General features: G+C 67.4%; 12 protein-coding genes. 5 read left to right on the top strand and 7 right to left on the bottom strand.

Annotated features, from left to right (window positions below; all coding sequences use genetic code 11):
• Window positions 1–20: 20 nt before the first annotated feature.
• From TBR22_RS23950 to TBR22_RS23935, 4 genes are all read left to right on the top strand, one after another.
• Window positions 21–458: a biopolymer transporter ExbD gene (locus TBR22_RS23950; protein ID WP_239490360.1), complete on the top strand. Its 438-nt coding sequence runs from the start codon at window positions 21–23 to the stop codon at window positions 456–458.
• A 2-nt stretch (window positions 459–460) separates the two neighbouring features.
• Entirely contained in the window at window positions 461–904 is a 444-nt protein-coding gene (locus TBR22_RS23945; RefSeq protein WP_239490359.1) for a biopolymer transporter ExbD, read from the top strand.
• A 249-nt stretch (window positions 905–1,153) separates the two neighbouring features.
• The gene (locus tag TBR22_RS23940; RefSeq protein WP_239490358.1) at window positions 1,154–1,765 is read left to right on the top strand and encodes an HAD family hydrolase; all 612 of its coding nucleotides are present in this window, start codon (window positions 1,154–1,156) and stop codon (window positions 1,763–1,765) included.
• Window positions 1,766–1,881: 116 nt separating this feature from the next.
• Window positions 1,882–2,406, top strand: coding sequence for a pyridoxamine 5'-phosphate oxidase family protein (locus TBR22_RS23935; RefSeq protein WP_239490357.1), 525 nt, complete (start codon window positions 1,882–1,884; stop codon window positions 2,404–2,406).
• A gap of 158 nt (window positions 2,407–2,564) precedes the next feature.
• Here TBR22_RS23935 and TBR22_RS23930 read toward each other — a convergent pair whose 3' ends face one another.
• The 4 genes from TBR22_RS23930 to TBR22_RS23915 all read right to left on the bottom strand — a co-directional run bounded on the left by TBR22_RS23930 (window position 2,565) and on the right by TBR22_RS23915 (window position 12,544).
• Window positions 2,565–5,945: a TonB-dependent receptor domain-containing protein gene (locus TBR22_RS23930; RefSeq protein WP_239490356.1), complete on the bottom strand. Its 3,381-nt coding sequence runs from the start codon at window positions 5,943–5,945 to the stop codon at window positions 2,565–2,567.
• Between the two features lie 243 nt (window positions 5,946–6,188).
• Complete coding sequence (gene melA / locus TBR22_RS23925; RefSeq protein ID WP_239490355.1) at window positions 6,189–7,658, bottom strand: alpha-galactosidase; 1,470 nt, start codon at window positions 7,656–7,658, stop codon at window positions 6,189–6,191.
• A gap of 262 nt (window positions 7,659–7,920) precedes the next feature.
• Complete coding sequence (locus TBR22_RS23920) at window positions 7,921–11,244, bottom strand: TonB-dependent receptor (RefSeq protein WP_239490354.1); 3,324 nt, start codon at window positions 11,242–11,244, stop codon at window positions 7,921–7,923.
• Between the two features lie 295 nt (window positions 11,245–11,539).
• Window positions 11,540–12,544: a lipopolysaccharide assembly protein LapB gene (locus TBR22_RS23915; RefSeq protein ID WP_239490353.1), complete on the bottom strand. Its 1,005-nt coding sequence runs from the start codon at window positions 12,542–12,544 to the stop codon at window positions 11,540–11,542.
• A 235-nt stretch (window positions 12,545–12,779) separates the two neighbouring features.
• Here TBR22_RS23915 and TBR22_RS23910 point away from each other — a divergent pair, with 235 nt between their 5' ends.
• Entirely contained in the window at window positions 12,780–14,963 is a 2,184-nt protein-coding gene (locus TBR22_RS23910; protein ID WP_239490352.1) for a bifunctional (p)ppGpp synthetase/guanosine-3',5'-bis(diphosphate) 3'-pyrophosphohydrolase, read from the top strand.
• Between the two features lie 116 nt (window positions 14,964–15,079).
• Here the strand turns inward: TBR22_RS23910 and TBR22_RS23905 are convergent, their stop codons facing one another.
• From TBR22_RS23905 to TBR22_RS23895, 3 genes are all read right to left on the bottom strand, one after another.
• Entirely contained in the window at window positions 15,080–15,466 is a 387-nt protein-coding gene (locus tag TBR22_RS23905; protein ID WP_239490351.1) for a RidA family protein, read from the bottom strand.
• A 2-nt stretch (window positions 15,467–15,468) separates the two neighbouring features.
• Entirely contained in the window at window positions 15,469–15,660 is a 192-nt protein-coding gene (rpmB, locus tag TBR22_RS23900; RefSeq protein WP_239490350.1) for a 50S ribosomal protein L28, read from the bottom strand.
• Window positions 15,661–15,846: 186 nt separating this feature from the next.
• Window positions 15,847–16,446: a hypothetical protein gene (locus tag TBR22_RS23895; protein WP_239490349.1), complete on the bottom strand. Its 600-nt coding sequence runs from the start codon at window positions 16,444–16,446 to the stop codon at window positions 15,847–15,849.
• Window positions 16,447–16,768: the final 322 nt, after the last annotated feature.

The following is a 16,768-nucleotide window of genomic DNA, read 5'->3' as shown; positions in this document are numbered from 1 at the left end:
CCCTCCCGAGGAGAGTTCCCATGGCAATGTCAATGGGGGGCGGGAAGGGCGGCATCAAGGCCGACATCAACGTCACCCCCCTCGTGGACATCATGCTGGTGCTGCTCATCATCATGATGCTCATCGCGCCCCTGTTGCAGAAGGGCGTGAACGTGCAGCTGCCGTACGCGGACAACACGTCTGAGAAGCCTGACACCCAGGAACAGACGGTTGTCCACGTCGACGCGCAGAAGAATCTGTACGTCAACAACATCCAGGTGTCGGAGTCCGAGGCCGTCGACCGCATCAAGTTCGCCCTCGAAGAGAAGGCGGAGCGCATCGTCTACCTCAAGGGCGACACCGACGCCCCCTACGCCGCCATCATGTCGATGATGGACAAGCTGCGCGAGGCCGGCATCGAGAACGTGGCCCTCATCACCGAGAGCAAGAAGAAGCCCGGAGAAGGGGGAGGCGACTAGCCATGTCCGCCCACAGGCACCTTGGCGCCGAAACGGTCCAGAAGGGAGAGCTCCCGCAGACCAGTTCGGACATGAACGTGACGCCGCTGATCGACGTGCTGCTCGTGCTGCTCGTCATCTTCATGGCGGCGCTCCCGATGACCCAGAAGGGAACCGACATCAACCTGCCGCTCGAGACCAAGAGCGCCGAATCGGCCGCCGACAACACGCAGATCGTGTTGACGATGAACGCCGATCGCAGCATGTCGATCAACAACCAGGACGTCCAGATCGGCGACCTCCAGAGCCGACTCGCCGAGATCTTCGAGTCGCGCAAGGAGAAGACGATGTTCATCCTGGGCGCCCCGACGCTGCCGTACGGCAACGTCGTGCAGGCCATCGACGCGGCGCGCGGTGCCGGCGTCGACAAGGTCGGCATCGTCACCGAGGGCATGCGCGGCAAGTAGTCCGACACGCTCGCTCACACACGACAACGCCGGCGCTCCCCAACAGGGCGCCGGCGTTGTCGCGTTCGCTCACTGGCCATGCCGCCGCGATGCTGCGATGCCGGAATGTCGTACTGGGCGCCGGTCTCCGAGCATCGCCGCGCGCGACGTAGCGCTGGTCCGGCAACGAAGGCCGACGGCCGCATGACGAAGGCCGATGACCAAGGCCGAATGACGAAGGCCCCACTGAGACGAAGGCCGACTGCTGCCATGATTGACGCGCTCCTGTTCGACCTCGGCAACGTCCTGATCCGCTGGGATCCCCGCAACCACTACCGCGACCGCTTCGCCAGCGAGGACGAGATGGAGGCATTCCTCGCCGAGGTCGCGCCGGGCAGCTGGAACCACGAGATGGATCTCGGCAAGCCGTTCGCCCAGGCCATCGAGGAGCGCACGCGCCTCTATCCCCAGCACGCGGCCCTGCTGGCCGAGTGGCAGAGCGAGTGGCCGCGGATGCTCGGCGGCGCCATCGACGAGAGCGTCGCGATGCTGCAGGAACTGCGCGAGGGCGGCTACCGCCTCGCGGCGCTGACCAACTGGTCGGCCGAGACGTACCCGAAGGCGCAGGCGCACTTCCCGTTCCTCGACTGGTTCGAGGACGTGGTGATCTCCGGCGTCGAGCGGCTCGCCAAGCCCGACCCGGCCATGTTCGCGCTCGCGCTGCAGCGCACCGGCTTCGATCCGACACGCACCGTCTTCATCGACGACAGCCTGCCCAACGTCGAGGCCGGCCGCGCCGCCGGCATGCACGCCATCCGGTTCACGGATCCGCGCCAGTGCCGGGCCGACCTGCGCGCGCTCGGCGTCAGGCTCGACGCCTGACACTCAGCCGTCGGGTGAACGGCACGATGCGGCGCGCGGCTCGGGCCGGCGTCTGCCTTGCATCGATCAGGGACCATACGCGGGAACGGTTCACCCGCTGATGAGGAGGATCCCTGATGAGCGGCACGTTGGCGCAACTGTACGAGACCATCGACGACATCGAGATTGCGATGATGACGACGCGTCGGCCCGACGGACATCTGCGGTCGCGGGCGATGGCGACGCAGAAGCCGGCGCCTGGCGCGGACCTGTGGTTCGTGACGTGCGACGGCACCTCGAAGCTCGACGAGATCGCGCACGACCCGCACGTCAACCTCGCGTATTACCGCGACGGCAACCGCGAGTGGGTGTCGGTGTCGGGTATCGCGACGATCAGTCGCGATCGCGCGAAGGTGCACGAGCTGTATGCGTCCGATTGGAAGGCCTGGTTCCCCGACGAGGGCGATCCCCGTCACGGCACGCCCGACGACCCGCGCATGGTCCTCATCGCCGTCCAGGTGCACGCGGCCGAGTTCCTCGAGATCGACAAGCCGCGCCCGGTCCTGCTCTACGAGTTCGTCAAGGGCTGGCTGACCGGCACTGAGCCGGAGTTCGGCGAGATGCATTCGCTCGCGTCACCACATCGGCCGGCCGGCGCCTGATCGTTTCCGTCGCGCCGTCGTGCGTGCGGGCCGCCTCGAGGCGAGCCCGCGCCACACCGCGACTGCCACTGCCCCTGTGTCAGGTTTCACGGCCGACATGAATGTCGGCCGCTACGCCCCCGGGGACCAGCCGCTGGCCCCTGGCGACGTGGTCCAGGCTAGAAGTCGAACTTCACGGCGAACTGCATGCTGCGGTTGTCCACCACCGTCGAGGTGATGCGGCCGACCGTTGGTGAGCCGATCGACGCGTTCGGGAAGCCGAAGCCGGGGTTGTTGAACAGGTTGAACGCCTCGACGCGAACCTGCGCATTGGTGCGTCCGCCGAAGAGGAACACCCGCTTGGTCAACGACAGGTCGACGTTCAGGTGCCCGGGCGAGTACAACACGCCGCGGCCGACGTCGCCGTAGGTGTTGGGTGCTGGCGCAACGAAGTCGGCAGGATTGAACCACAGGTCGACCGTCGGGTCGTCGAGCTTGCCCGAGCCGACGCGGTTCGGCCAGCTCGGCGCGCCGTTGTTGACCCCGACGGCGAGGTTCACGTTGAACGGCCGCCCGGTCGTGGCCGTGACGATCGTGCTCGCCTGCCAGCCGCCGACGATCGCGCTGAGCAGCCCGCCCTGATTGAGCCAGGGGCGATTCGGCCCCCACGGCAGCTCGTACACCGAGCTGATCACCGCGCGATGCCGCACGTCGAACCCGGACGGCCCCTTGCCGGCATTCAGGTTGGTGACCGTCTGCGGACCGCCGGTCTGGCCGCCACCGCTCGCCGCCGAGCCGCCGTAGTCGAGCGACTTGCCCCACGTGTACGAGAACAGCAACTGGAAGCCGTTGGCGTAGCGCTGGTTCACGCGCGTCTGGAGGCCGTGGTACGTGGACCGGTTGCGCGGGTCGCACTGAATCAGGTTGTTCATGTTCGACAGCGGCTGGATCAGGCGCCGCGACGGCTGCGACCCGGTCCCCGGCTGCACCTCGTTCGGGTTGTAGCAGAAGAGCAGGTGGGTGCCCTTGCTCCCGATGTAGCCGACTTCGGCGACGACCGGCCCGAACAGCTGCCGCTCGACGCCGAGGTGCCACTGCTGCGCATACGGTGTCTCGTTCTCGAACGAGTGGCCGAGCACGCGCGGGTTGGCCGCGTTCAGCTCGGCGGTGGTCAGCGGCTTCAGTTGCACGACCGCGGGGAACGGGTCGGCAATCGTCCGCACGTTGGCGAAGTTGGTGGGGTTGACCTCAGGATTGACGTTCTGCGAGATGGTGTAGGGCACCTGCTGCCCGAGCAGGTTCGACGCCGACGCCGCGATGGGGAAGTAGGTGATGCCGTACCCGGTCCGCAGGATGGTGCGGCCGTCCCCGGTGACCAGGTACGTCACGCCGAGGCGCGGCGCGACGTTCTTCTTCTGCGTCTTCAGGTTCACCGTGTCGCTCGCGCCGTTCTCGCCGGCGTAGATGAGGCGCAGGTCGGTCGGGTCGAAGTTGACGAGCCGGTTCTGCTCCTCGGTCGGCGCCGTGAACACCTCGTATCGCACGCCGGCGTTGACGGTCATCCGGTTGCTCACCTTGAAATCGTCCTGCACGAACGCGCCGTGCTCCTGCGTGCGCATGTCGTAAGGCTCGAGCAGGAACCCGCGAGCCGCGCCGGTCATGTATCCGGTGAGCAGGGTGGCCAGGCCGGTGCCGCCGGCGTTGGTCACCGGGTTGTTGGTGAAGTTCCGGTTGAAGGTGAGCGTGCCACGCGTGTCGGTGTTGGTGAACGGCGAGACGAAGCGATCGACCAGTCGGTAGCCGAATTTCAGCGAGTGCCGGCCCTTGACCCAGTTGAGGCTGTCCTCGATCTGCCAGTGCGTCTGCTTGGGATTGACCGGCAGGAAGGCGGGACCGCCGCTGAGGCCGGTGAAGTCCTGGATGTTGATGTTCGGCAACCCGGTCGCGAACTCGGTGATGTTGATGCCGCGGATGCCCAGCGAGGTCGCCGACTGCCGGCCGAAGTCGGACTGGAACGTGAAGGGGACGGTCCGCGCGAAGCCGCCGCGAAGCTCGTTGACCAGCGTGTTGGTGATCACGCGCGTGTAGTTGATCCCGGCGCCCTGCGTCTTCAACCGCGTGTTCTGGATGCCTGCCACGTACGGCCCGAGATCGAACCGCGCCGCTGCCTCGGCGGGGGTCTCGAGGCAGCAGGCTGCCTGCCCCTGCGGCGCGTCGAGCTTGAAACTGCCCCAGTTGTACCGGAAGAAGATCGAGTCGCGTTCGCCGAACCGGTGGTCGACGCGGAACGAGATGTTGTCGTCCTCGGAGACCCGGTTGGCCGTCGTGACGTAGTTGTTGAAGTTGCCCGGCTGGTTGGGCAGCGGGTAGATGCTCGCCACGTTCAGGCCCACCGGGTTCAGGCGGTCGGCAGGGATGACGTTGCCGGGGAACGGGTCGCGCAGGAACTGCGGATTGGTGGCGCTCACCGGCCGCGACGAGTCGAACGCGGGGTTGAGCCGCGTGGTGAGCGGGTCGTAGATCGGGATCAGGTTGCCCGACGCGTCGCGGAAGTTCGAGAAGTTGCCGACCCGCGTCTCGGCGGTGGGCACGGTGTTCACGAACGCCAGGCCCCGCGTCTCGCGCAGCGCCGCGTAGTCGAAGAAGAAGAACGTGCGGTTGCGGAACACCGGCCCGCCGATGGCGCCGCCGAACTGGTTGCGATCGAGCGGCGGCTTGGGCGCCGGCGCCTTGGCAGCGAAGAAGTTGCGCGCGTCGAACTTCTCGTCGCGGTAGAACTCGAACACCGTGCCGTGGAACTGGTTGCTGCCCGACTTGGTCGACACCGACACCACGCCAGCGCCGCGGCCGAATTCGGCCGAGAACACGCCGGTCAGCACCTTGAACTCGCGCACCGATTCCACCGACGGCGTGATGATGACGGTGTTGAACGTGTACTCGTTGTTGTCGATGCCGTCGATGAGCCAGCCGTTGGTGTTGGCCTGGTGGCCGAGGGCGTTGAAGTTCGAGGCACCACGCGGGTTGAAGGTGCTCGCGCCCGACAGGTTCTCGCCCGCCTGTCCCGGCGTGACGCCCGGCACCAGGTAGACGAGCGCCGCGAAGTTGCGCGCGTTCAACGGCAGCTCGCGGATCGCCTTCTCCTCGACCGCCGCCCCGACCTCGGACGACTCGGTTCTCAGCAGCGGCGCACTCGCCACCACGATCGTGGTCTCCTCGAGCGTCCCGACCTCGAGCTGCGCGTCGACGCGGGCGCGCTGGTTGACCTCGAGCGCGATGCCGGCGCGGGACCATTTCTTGAAGCCCTGCATCTCGACTTCGACGGTGTAGGTCCCGGGGTTCAGGAACGGGGCCGTGTAGGAGCCGGTCTCGTCGGTGGTGAACGTCGTGCGCGTGCCGCGCCGCTCGTCGACGATGATGACGATGGCACCAGGGACGACGCCACCGCTGTCGGTGACGGTGCCGAGCAGCGTCCCGGTGGTGACCTGCGCGTGGGCGGGACGACCACCGACGATGGCCCACAGCAGGACCATGGTGGTGGCGAGACGGATCGCGAGCGACATCGTGGCCTCCGAAGGACGAAGCACGATCACGCGCGTCAGCGGTGACTGGTGGGAGGCCCAGCTCAGCCACTCACACGCTCGGCGGCCTCGCGCGCGGTGTGCGCGACGGGCCGCAACCGGTTCAGGGTCCGCAGAGAATGCGACGGAAGTCGATCCGTGTCAACACGGTCATCGAGGATCGGTAAGCGTACTGAAACTCATCAATTGGCTGCGTCGTGCGGTGTTGGTCGCGCTCGGGCACGCTCAATCGGTCTTCCTCGCCAGTAACGATCCGAAGCGCTGGTGGATGGCCAGCGCCGGGTCGAGCGGCACCTCGACGGGCGTGACGTCGGCGGGGATCGCGATCGTCGGCACGGCGCGCGGCGCGCGGCCCGCGAACTGTGGCAGCCAGTCGCGCTGCGCCTCCAGCATCGCCGTGGCCATCTCGCGGATCTCCTTCAGCGTGCACACCGCGGCCGTGAGGGGATCGAGGGCGAGCGCGTGCACCACGTGTTCCGGATCTCCGGAGAGTGCGGCCTCCGCCGTCAGCTGCTGCACGATCACGTTGGTGGCGCACGCCGCGGCGCACTGCGGGGGCAGCGCTCCGACGCGCACGGGGTGCAGTCCCGTGTCGTCGGCGTAGGTCGGCACCTCCACGCAGGCATCGACCGGGAGGTTGTCGATGTACCCGCGGTTGTACACGTTGCCCATGAACCGGAAGGGCCGCCCGGTGACGACGGCTTCCATGATCCACGAGCAGTACTCGACGCTGCGGCGGTCGCAGGCGGTGTCCTCGAACTCCAGCGGGTCGACGCGCGCGTATTTGTCGGCCATCGCCTTGCCCCACTTGTAGTAGGCGCCGCTCTCGCCGCCGAACGCCGGCTCGTCGCAGTACAGCGCCAGCGCGTCGGCGCGCTTCCGGAACCACGGCACGTACTCGCTGAGGTGGCCGGTGGACTCGGTCATGAAGTAGCCGAAGTGCCGGAAGACCTCGCCGCGCACCTTCTCGTTCTTGTAGTACTCGGGGCGTTCGAACTTCTCGCGCAGTTCCGGATACAGGTCGCGCCCGCGGTGCTCGAGGCGGAGGAACCAGTCCATGTGGTTGATGCCGCCGCACGACCACGTGATCTCGTCCTTGTCGGCGATGCCGCAGTAGCCCGCGATCAGGTCGAGCGTCGTCTGCACGCCGTGGCACAGGCCGACGAAGGGCACCCGGGTCACGCGCCCGAGTGCCAGGCCGTTGGCGGCCATCGGGTTGGCGTACTGCAGCATGATCGCGCCTGGCCGCGCGAGGTCCTCCATGTCGCGGGCGATCCCGGCGAGCACCGGGATGTGGCGGAGGCCGCGGAACACGCCACCGGGCCCCAGCGTGTCGCCGATGCACTGGTCCACGCCGTACCGGAGCGGCACCTCGTAGTCCACCGCGTAGGCGTCGAAGCCGCCGACGGCGATCATCACCACCACGAAGTCGGCGTCGCGGATCGCCTCGCGCCGGTCGGTGGTGGCCGCCACGGTCGCGGTCAGCCCGTTGTCGCGGATCATCCGGCCGATGAACGCCTCCATCCGCCGCAGCTTCGTCTCTGTCGGCGACATGAGCACGATCTCGCTGTCGCGCAGCGCCGGCGTTGCGAGGATGTCGGCCGTGAGGGTCTTGCAGAACACCACGGATCCGGCGCCGATCATCGCGATCCTCGGCCGGCGTGGCGTGCGGCGAGCGGGCGCGTCCTGCGTCATGCGCGGAGCATATAACGTCTGACGTTTGACGTTTGACGTTTGACGCCTGACCATTGGCCCGTGCGGCTGGGGCACGCTACGACGGTCGCCCAAGGGCGACGGCTATTCCAAGGTTGGCGTGCGTCCGCTGTGCGATGTGGGCCGACCTGGCGCGACATTTCGGCATCGCGGCATCGCGGCATTCCAGCGCAGTCCCCAAACAGCAAGGGCCGTCGCCCCGAGTCGGAGCGACGGCCCTTGGTTGCTGCGAGGCTGCGCGAGCTCAGAAGCGGTACATCAGCATGATCTGGAACCGGTACGTATCGCTCAGGTTGGCGGTCGGTTCGAGCGTGCGCGTCATCAGCTCGTTGTTGATCGCGCGGAGGCGGTACTGCGCCCGGCCCTGCGCGTCGACCGCGCCGCCCTGCGCGGCGGTCGGCACGATGAGCGGCTGCGTGTTGATCAGGCGCTGCCCGACGCCCCAGTCCTCGTTCAGGAGGTTGCCGAAGTTCAGGATGTCGGCGCGCACCTGGAAGCCGTGGCGACGGCCCTTGATGTTGACGAAGAAGTCCTGCTGCACGCTGAAGTCGAGGCGGTGGACCAGCGGCAGGAACACCGCGCCACGCTCGGCGTACTCGCCACGCCGGCCGTTGAGGTACTCGTCCTGCGAGATGTAGGCGTCCCAGGCCGCCGCCTGCTGCGCTGCCGTGAACAGGACGCCGCCGGCGGTGTAGGGCTGGAAGTTCATCTCCGAGACGTCGCGCGGCACGTAGATCAGGTCGTTGCTGACGCCGCCATCGCCGTTGAGGTCGCCGGCGAACGTGTAGGTGGTGGCGCCGTTGGTGCGCGACTCCCAGAATGCCGAGAACGTCGTGCCGCCGAACTTGAACCACTCCTTCGTCCACGAGCCGGTCAGGAAGAAGCGGTGGCCCGGCGAGCCGGCCGCGTAGCCGAGGCCCGGGTTGTTCGGGTCACCCGCGTGCGCGTTGCCGTTCCACGACCCGAAGGCGATGGAGCCCGGGTCCACGGTGTTCTTCGCCTCGCCGTAGGCGTAGGCGCCCTTGAGGAAGCCACCCGTGAAGTTCTTGGCGAGCGTCGTCGCGAAGTTCCAGGAGTCGCCGACGTTCTGGTTCTTCAGGACGACCGCGTTGGACACGTTGGAGTAGATGCGGTTGCTGGTCCAGCGCGGGCGTGCATCGGCGCCGGTGAAGGCGGCCTGCGCGGCAGGCAGGTTGGCGTTGATGTAGTAGATGCCGTTGACGTCGCTGTTGTAGATGTACTCGACCGTGCCGATCATCCCCCACCACAGGCGCTGGTCGACGGCGACGTTGGTGCGCCAGAGCTGCGGGAACTTGAAGTCGGGGTCGGTCAGCGCGAGTTCGTAGCTGCCGGCCGGCGCGCCGGTCACGTTGGTCGGCTTGTACGCGTCGGGATTGGGGTTGAACGGCCGGTTGGTGACGTTGTTGAGTTCCTCGAAGCCCGTCAGCACGCCAGTGTTGCCGATCTGGTTCGAGATCCACACGTAGGCGGGGCGTCCGGTGAAGATGCCCGTGCCGCCGCGGACCTGCGTGTTGCGGTTCTTGTCGACGCCCCAGTTGAAGCCGACGCGCGGCGACCACAGGATCTTCGGATCCGGCAGCTTGGCCGTCTGGTACTGCACCGGCTGCCCGTTCTCGTCGCGGAAGACGAGCGCATCGGCGTTGGCGTTCTGGTAGCCCGTGTCGCCGAACCGCGGCACGTCGAGGCGGATGCCGGCGGTGATCTTCACGTTGTCGCGCACCGCCCACTCGTCCTGTGCGTAGGCGCCCGTGTACCACACCTCGAGCGGCTGCACCGGCTTGGTCTGGCCGGGGATGTTGCTCCAGCGGACCTGGAAGCGGCGCAGGTTGACCGGCGACGTCGTGCGGTTCGGGTTGGCGAGGTAGTCGCGCGCATCGAGGTAGAAGTCGGCGAGCGAGTTGTAGGAGTAGACGCTCTGCGAGCCGGGGAAGAACACGTTCTCCGACTCGTAGCGCTCGGCGGTGCCACCGAAGGTCAGCGTGTGGTTGCGCGCGAACTTGGTGAAGCTGTCCTGCACCTGGAACGTCTTGTAGCGCAGCTCGTTGTTGGGCGTGAACGGCTCGAAGCCGAACGACGTGTACGTCGTGCCGGCGTCGAGGATGTCGACGAACGGGAACAGCTTGCCGTCGCCGCGCACCGATCGGCTCTCGTCCTGGTAGGTGTAGCCGACGATCAACGAGTTGGCCATCGTGTTGCCGAAGGTCGCGTTCCACTCACCGACGCCGGACCGGATGTTCTCCTTGATCTGGTAGTTGGAGTTGGCGAAGTTCAGCGCGTCCTGGCGGTTCTGGCGGTTGCCGAAGCCGAGCGACGCCGAGTTGGAGGCGAGCACGTCGGTGATCGAGTCGAGGTGCGTGTAGCGGAACGTGATCTTGTTGCTGGCGTTGGCGTTGTAGTCGCCCTTGATCAGGTAGCGACGGGCCGGCGTCTCGAAGTCGTAGCCCTCGTAGCCGCCGGTCTGGTAGCCGAAGTTGTTGCCGAGGAACGCGCTCAGGTTGTCGAGGTCGGACTTGAGCACGCGCGTGATGCCGCCGCCGGCTGCCTCGCCGCCGTTGTTGGCGCGCCAGGTCGTCCCGGGCTGCGTCAGCGACTCGTCCTCGACGTTGAAGAAGAAGAACGCCTTGTTCTTCCAGATCGGGCCCGACACCCAGCCGCCGGTGTTGGCGAACTCGAACGTGCCGACGTTGACGACGTTGTTGCCGGCCTGGGTGCCGACCATGCTGTCGTCACGGAACTGGCGGTACAGCGAGCCATGGAACTGGTTGCCGCCGCTGCGCGTGACGGTGTTGACGCCGGCGCCGACGAAGTTGCCCTGGCGCACGTCGAACGGCGCCACGTTCACCTGGATCTGCTCGACCGCCTGCGGCGAGATCGGCGCCACGCCCGTGCGGTCGCCCGGCGCGCCGCCGAGGCCGAACGAGTTGTTGAAATAGGAGCCGTCGACCGTGATGTTGTTCAGGCGGTTGTCCTGCCCGACGAACGACGTGCCGCTGGCCTGTGGCGTGAGGCGCGTGAAGTTCTCGAGGCGGTTGCTGACGTTGGGCAGCGTCTGGATCATGTCGCGGCTGACCGTGGTGGCCGCGCCGGTGCGCTGCGTGCTGAACACCGTGTCGGTCGACGCGGTCACCGTGACCGACTCTTCGACGGCGATCGCCTTGACCTCGATGTTCACGTCGGTGGTCACGCCGAGGTTCACGGTGACGTTCTCGTTCGTGTACGGCTCGAACGCGTTGCCGCCGCCCACGTAGGTCACCGTGACCACGTACGGACCGCCGACGCGCATGTTCGGCAGGAAGTACCGGCCGTCCTCGCGCGTCGTGGTCTCGTAGTTGGTGCCCGAAGGCGTGTGGATGGCGATCACGCTCGCGCCAGCCACTGGCGCACCCGACGCATTGGTGACCACTCCCCCCAACGACCCCGTCGTCACGCCCTGCGCGGTTGCCTCGCGCGCGGCGCCGACCAGTGCCAGCACGGTCGCCACAGCCAGCACGGACCCCCGCCACCACGAGTTGCGCATGCCGCGCATTCGCTGAAACGCACTCACCATGAATCTCTCCTACGTGTCCGCCGGACCCTGGGCGGTGGCGGACTGACCTGCGGAAGGAACTCCCGGCCCTGGGCTGGCCGGTACGTCGACACGCCCCGATGAACGGGCGGAAACTAGACCGCCCGACAGGCTACCAGCGCGATGTTACGCCGGCGTAAACAGATGAGGCGCCGAGGGCGCGCGGAAGGGGTCCGCAGGCGCCGCGGGAGGACGGAGAGGGGGTGGGGCGAACAAAAAACGGGAGGTGACGCGCGTGGCGCCACCCCCCGTCGGGTGTCCTGGGTCGCGGACCCGGCTACTCTGACTTCTTGGCCGCCTTGGCCTTGGCGGCCGCCTCGGCGGCGTCGGCCTCGCCCTGCAGGCGGTTGCGGGTGGCGATCGCCTTGTCACGCAGCGCGTTGGCTTCCTTGAGCAGCTCCTGCTGCCGGGCCGGCGCCTTCTCGATCAGCGCCTGCTGGCGGAGCAGCAGGTTCTTCATGACCATGGCGTCCACGTAGTCGTCCTTGATCTCGATCGACTTGTTGGAGGCCTCGAGGCCGCGCTTGATGTAGTCGGCCTTGGTCGCCGGGCTCAGGGTGTAGTCCTTGCGGACCTTTTCCTCGAAGTAGCCCGCCACCGTGTGGTAGGCCTCGGGGTTGTTCGGCTCGAGCTGGATGCGGGTCTGGAACGCTTCCATGGTCTTGTCGAAATTGCCCTGACGGTTGTAGAAGCCGGCCAGCTGCAGCTGCACGTCGACGTTCTGCGGCGCCACTTCCTTGGCGCGCGTCAGCATCTGCTCGGCCTCCTCGGTGCGCCCGGCGTCCTCGTACAGCTTGGCGAGGCCGAAGTAGTTGTTCACGTCCTTCGGGTCGAGCGCCACGATCTGCTTGCCGACTTCCTCGGCCTGATCCGGCTTGTTCAGCTTTTCCGGGCCGTACAGCCCGACGAGGTATTCGAGCGCGCGCTTCTTGAAGATCGCGCCCTGGCCCTCGCGCGAGCTGGGGTCGATCGCCTCGAACGCCTGCTTGTAGTACTTCTCGGCCTCGGTCAGGTGCGCGTCGTTCTCGGGCTGACCCTTGCGGGAGAACTTGTACGCGTTGTCGTGGGCGTTGGCCAGGTAGAAATAGGCGTACGGCCGGTACTCGAAGTCGTACTCGACCGCCTGAGAGAACTCCGCGATGGCCTCGCGATAGTTCTGTTGCTGGTAGGCGTTGATGCCGTCCTTGAACGACATCTGGGCCGCCACCTTGCCGCAGGCCGTCAGCGACACGCTGAGACCTGCAATGGCCACGAGCCGGACAATGGTCAACCGCGTCGACATTGCATCTACTCCTTGCGCCCGCTCACGAGCGGGCTCTCGCGGACCCGGAACCCCGGTCAGCCCTGTGCGTCAAGCATGAGGACGGGAATCGGCCGCGAGTACACCCGGCCAGGGTCGATTCCAGGCGGAAAAATCATGGCGAGTATAAAGACCGCCTCTGCAACGGTCAAGGCGGAGCGTGGGCTATGATTCACCCGAGCGACAGCCACGTAACGGTCGTTAGACACCGCCCCCCATGATTCGGTTCGAGGACCTGGTCGACAAGGTCCGCCGCTACAGCCCCGACGCCGACCTCGAGCTGCTCCGGCGGGCGTACGTGTTCTCCGCCCGGGAGCACAAGGGGCAGGTCCGCCACTCCGGCGAACCGTACCTCGTGCACCCCCTCGAGGTGGCCAACCTGCTGGCCGACATGCGCCTCGATGCGGTGGCCGTGGCCGCCGGCCTGCTCCACGACGTCGTCGAGGACACCCTCACGTCGATCGAGCGGGTCGCCGAGCTGTTCGGCCCCGAGGTCGCTCACGTCGTCGAGGGGGTCACCAAGCTCTCCAGCATCCCCTTCTCCTCCAAGGAGGCCCAGCAGGCCGAGAACTTCCGCCGGATGTTCCTGGCCATGGTCGACGACATCCGCGTCATCCTGGTCAAGCTGGCCGACCGCCTCCACAACATGCGGACCCTCGGCCACGTCCCAGACGAGAAGCGCGAGCGCATCGCCAGGGAGACCCTGGACATCTACGCCCCGATCGCCAACCGGCTCGGCATGAGCAAGGTCAAGAACGAGCTCGAGGAGCTCTCGTTCAAGGCCCTCGAGCCGCGGGCGTACGAGGAGCTGCGCGACAAGGTCGAACAGCGCCGGCGCACCACGCAGGGCCTGATCGAGGAACTGCGGAGCACGATTCAGGCCAAGCTCACCGAGGCCCAGGTGCCGGTCGTGTCCATCGACGGCCGCATCAAGCGCCTCTACAGCATCTACCTGAAGCTGCGCCGCCAACGCATCGATCTGGACCAGGTGTACGACCTGGTGGCCCTCCGCGTCGTCGTCACCAGCGTCAAGGACTGCTACGCGGTGCTCGGGATCGTCCACCAGACCTGGCAGCCCGTGCCCGAGCGCATCAAGGACTTCATCGCGATGCCCCGGCCCAACGGCTACCAGTCGCTGCACACGTCGGTGATCAGCGATCGCGGCCTGCCGTTCGAGATCCAGATTCGCACCGAGGAGATGCACCGCGTCGCCGAGGAGGGCATCGCCGCCCACTGGAAGTACAAGGAGGGCCGCGTCGGCGCCCAGCGCGACGAGCAGTACTTCAAGTGGCTGCGCCAGCTCCTCGAGTGGCAGCAGGACGTGCGCGATCCGCACGAGTTCATCACCAGCCTGAAGATCGAGCTCTATCCGGAGGAGATCTACTGCTTCACGCCCGGCGGGGAGCTGAAGGAGCTGCCACGCGAGGCGACGATCGTCGACTTCGCCTACGCCGTGCACACCGACGTCGGGCACCAGTGCGTCGGCGGCCGCGTGAACGGCAAGATGGTGCCGCTCCGCCACCTCCTCAAGAACGGCGACATCGTCGAGATCCTCACGCAGGGCGGCCACAAGCCGAGCCGAGACTGGCTGACCTTCGTCAAGACTTCGCGCGCCAAGAACAAGATCCGGCACTTCATCCAGCTCGAGGAGAAGACGCGGTCGGTCGAGCTCGGCAAGAAGCTGTTCGAGAAGGAAGCCCGGCGCTACGACATCAACCCGAAGAACATCCCCAACGACGCCTGGCAGCGCGTGTCCAGCGACTCGGGGATGCAGAAGGTGGACGATCTGCTGGCCGCCGTCGGATGGGGCAAGCTGACCGCCCGGCTCCTCCTGTCCAAGCTGGTCCCGCTCGAGGACCTGCAGGAGAAGCCGCCCGAGACCGGCCTGCTCGCCACCGTCAAGAAGGTCCTGCGTCCGCGGGCCGGCGAGGACAAGATCCGCGTGCGCGGCGCCGACGACCTGCTGGTCTTCCGCGCCAAGTGCTGCAACCCGATCAAGGGCGAGAAGATCGTCGGCTACATCACCCGCGGCAAGGGCGTGTCGGTGCACTCGGCGTCGTGCCGCAACGTGACCAACCTGATGTACGACCCGGAGCGCCGCATCGACGTCGAGTGGGACACCGGCGACGACCCGAGCGCGCCCTACACGGTGCGGCTCGGCATCCAGGTGGAGGATCGCAAGGGCATGCTGGCCGCGATCAGCAGCCAGGTGTCGGCCATCAACACCAACATCCGGACGATGGAGGCCACCACCGCGCAGGAGCAGGGCTTCATCGACATGACCGTCGAGATCCAGGACGTGAAGCACCTCGACAAGGTGATTCGCGCCGTGAAGGGCATTCCGGGAGTGCTCGCCGTCGACAGGACGGGCGGGGGGCGGACCGAGGAGAGAGCCTCGTAATTGGGAATTTGAGATTTGAAATTGATCGGCGGCCGGCCTCGGCCTTGCCGCTCGAAGCATCCCGAAGGGCTGCGGCGAAGCCGCGCCCGCGAGAATTTCAAATTTCCAATTTCAAATTACGGGAGCAGGGCGACCACTTCGATCTCCACGCGCACGTCACGCGGGAGGCGCGAGACCTGCACGGTGGAGCGGGCCGGCGCCGGCGACTCGAACGCGGTCGCGTAGACCTCGTTCATCGCCGCGAAGTCGGCCATGTCGACCAGGAAGACCGTGGTCTTGACCACGGCGTCCATGGACACGCCCGCTGCCGACAGCACGCCGGCGATGTTGTCGAGGACGCGGCGCGTCTGCGCGCGCACGTCGCCCGCCACCACCTCGCCCGACGACGGATCGAGAGGGATCTGTCCCGACAGGAACAGGAACTGGCCGGCCCTGATGGCCTGGGAGTACGGACCGATGGCCTGCGGGGCGTCCGGCGAGGAGACCGACGCGCGCGTGGCCATGTCTAGGCGGCCTTGGTCACCTTGCCCGAACGGATGCAGCGCGTGCACACCTTCAGCCGCTTCGCCGCCCCGTTCACCAGCGCCCGCACCGTCTGCAGGTTCGCGTTGAACCGGCGCGACGTGACGTTGTGCGCGTGGCTGATGTTGTTGCCGAACGTGGGACCCTTGCCGCAGACTTCGCAACGATTTGCCATGACTCAGTGCTGACGCGCCGCCTCGGGCTGGAGTGACCAGGACCCCTCGCATGAGGGGCCGCCGGGCGCGCGAACCACCGAGTGTACCACAGCCTCGACGAGACGGCGGGCCTTCGTCATGCGGCCCTCCGCCTTCGAAACTGCGGCGAACCGACAGGCGACGGCCGCAGGCCGATGGCCGACCGATCAGGGCACGATGATCCGCGGTCCGTCGTCGGGACCGGTCAGTCCCTCGAGGGGCGCCAGGACCGGATCGGCGGAAGGGGAGAGCGGGGCGCCGGTCTGCGCGTCGGCAAGGCGCGGCTTCAGCACACGGCCGAGGAAGTCCAGGTACGCGTCCGGCGCGGGTTCGCCCTGCCGACGGAACTGCTTCACTTCTGCCTCCACCCGCCGCATCGCCAGCGCCGTCGCCACGTCGAGCCGCTTCACGCCGGCCGCGGCGGCCTCGGCCAGCGGCGCCGACATCGCCCGCGCCAGGCGCGCCGCCACCGGCCCTTCGGGCTGGTGCTCGTACAGCACGCCCCTCTGGGCGGTCTCGGCGGTCGCCGCCAGTGCGGCTGCCGCTTCCTGCAGGTCGCTGTCGAGCGGTGGCGGCTCGGCACCCTTCCGGTGCGCGACGACGGCCGACAGACAGGCCATCAGTACCTCGTAGCCGCTGTCGTCCAGCCCGCGCAGGAGCGGCACCACCATCCCGGCGTCCGATTCCTGCTGGCGGATTCGCGCCGCGTGGGGATGGGCGTTGGACGACCGCAGCCAGCCGCAGTCGGGCGGGCAGGCGATCTCCACGAGGCGCTTCGACCCGCAGCACGTGGGACAGATGGAGTGCCCCAGGGCCGGACATCCTCGCTTTGCCTTGCCGCGCCCACAGGAGGGACATGCCGCCATGGCCCCGAGCCTTCCACAGTGGGGCTGCCTCGTCAACGGCGGCCGGACTCCCGACAGAGGCGCCGTGGCCACAGCAGACGCGCCGTACCCCGCGATCGCCATGTCGGCAGCGTTTTCGGCGTGCCCCTGCCGGGGGCTGGCAGTCGTCGCCCGCGTGTGCCAGCCGGGGTTGACGGGTACGGTCTTTGCTGCAGAATGTCGCGCAACACATCCATCGGCGGGC

The sequence above is a fragment of the Luteitalea sp. TBR-22 genome, from assembly GCF_016865485.1.
Taxonomy (GTDB): domain Bacteria; phylum Acidobacteriota; class Vicinamibacteria; order Vicinamibacterales; family Vicinamibacteraceae; genus Luteitalea.
Note: the sequence above shows the minus strand (reverse complement) of the source record. Positions and strands in the feature narration are given on the sequence as shown.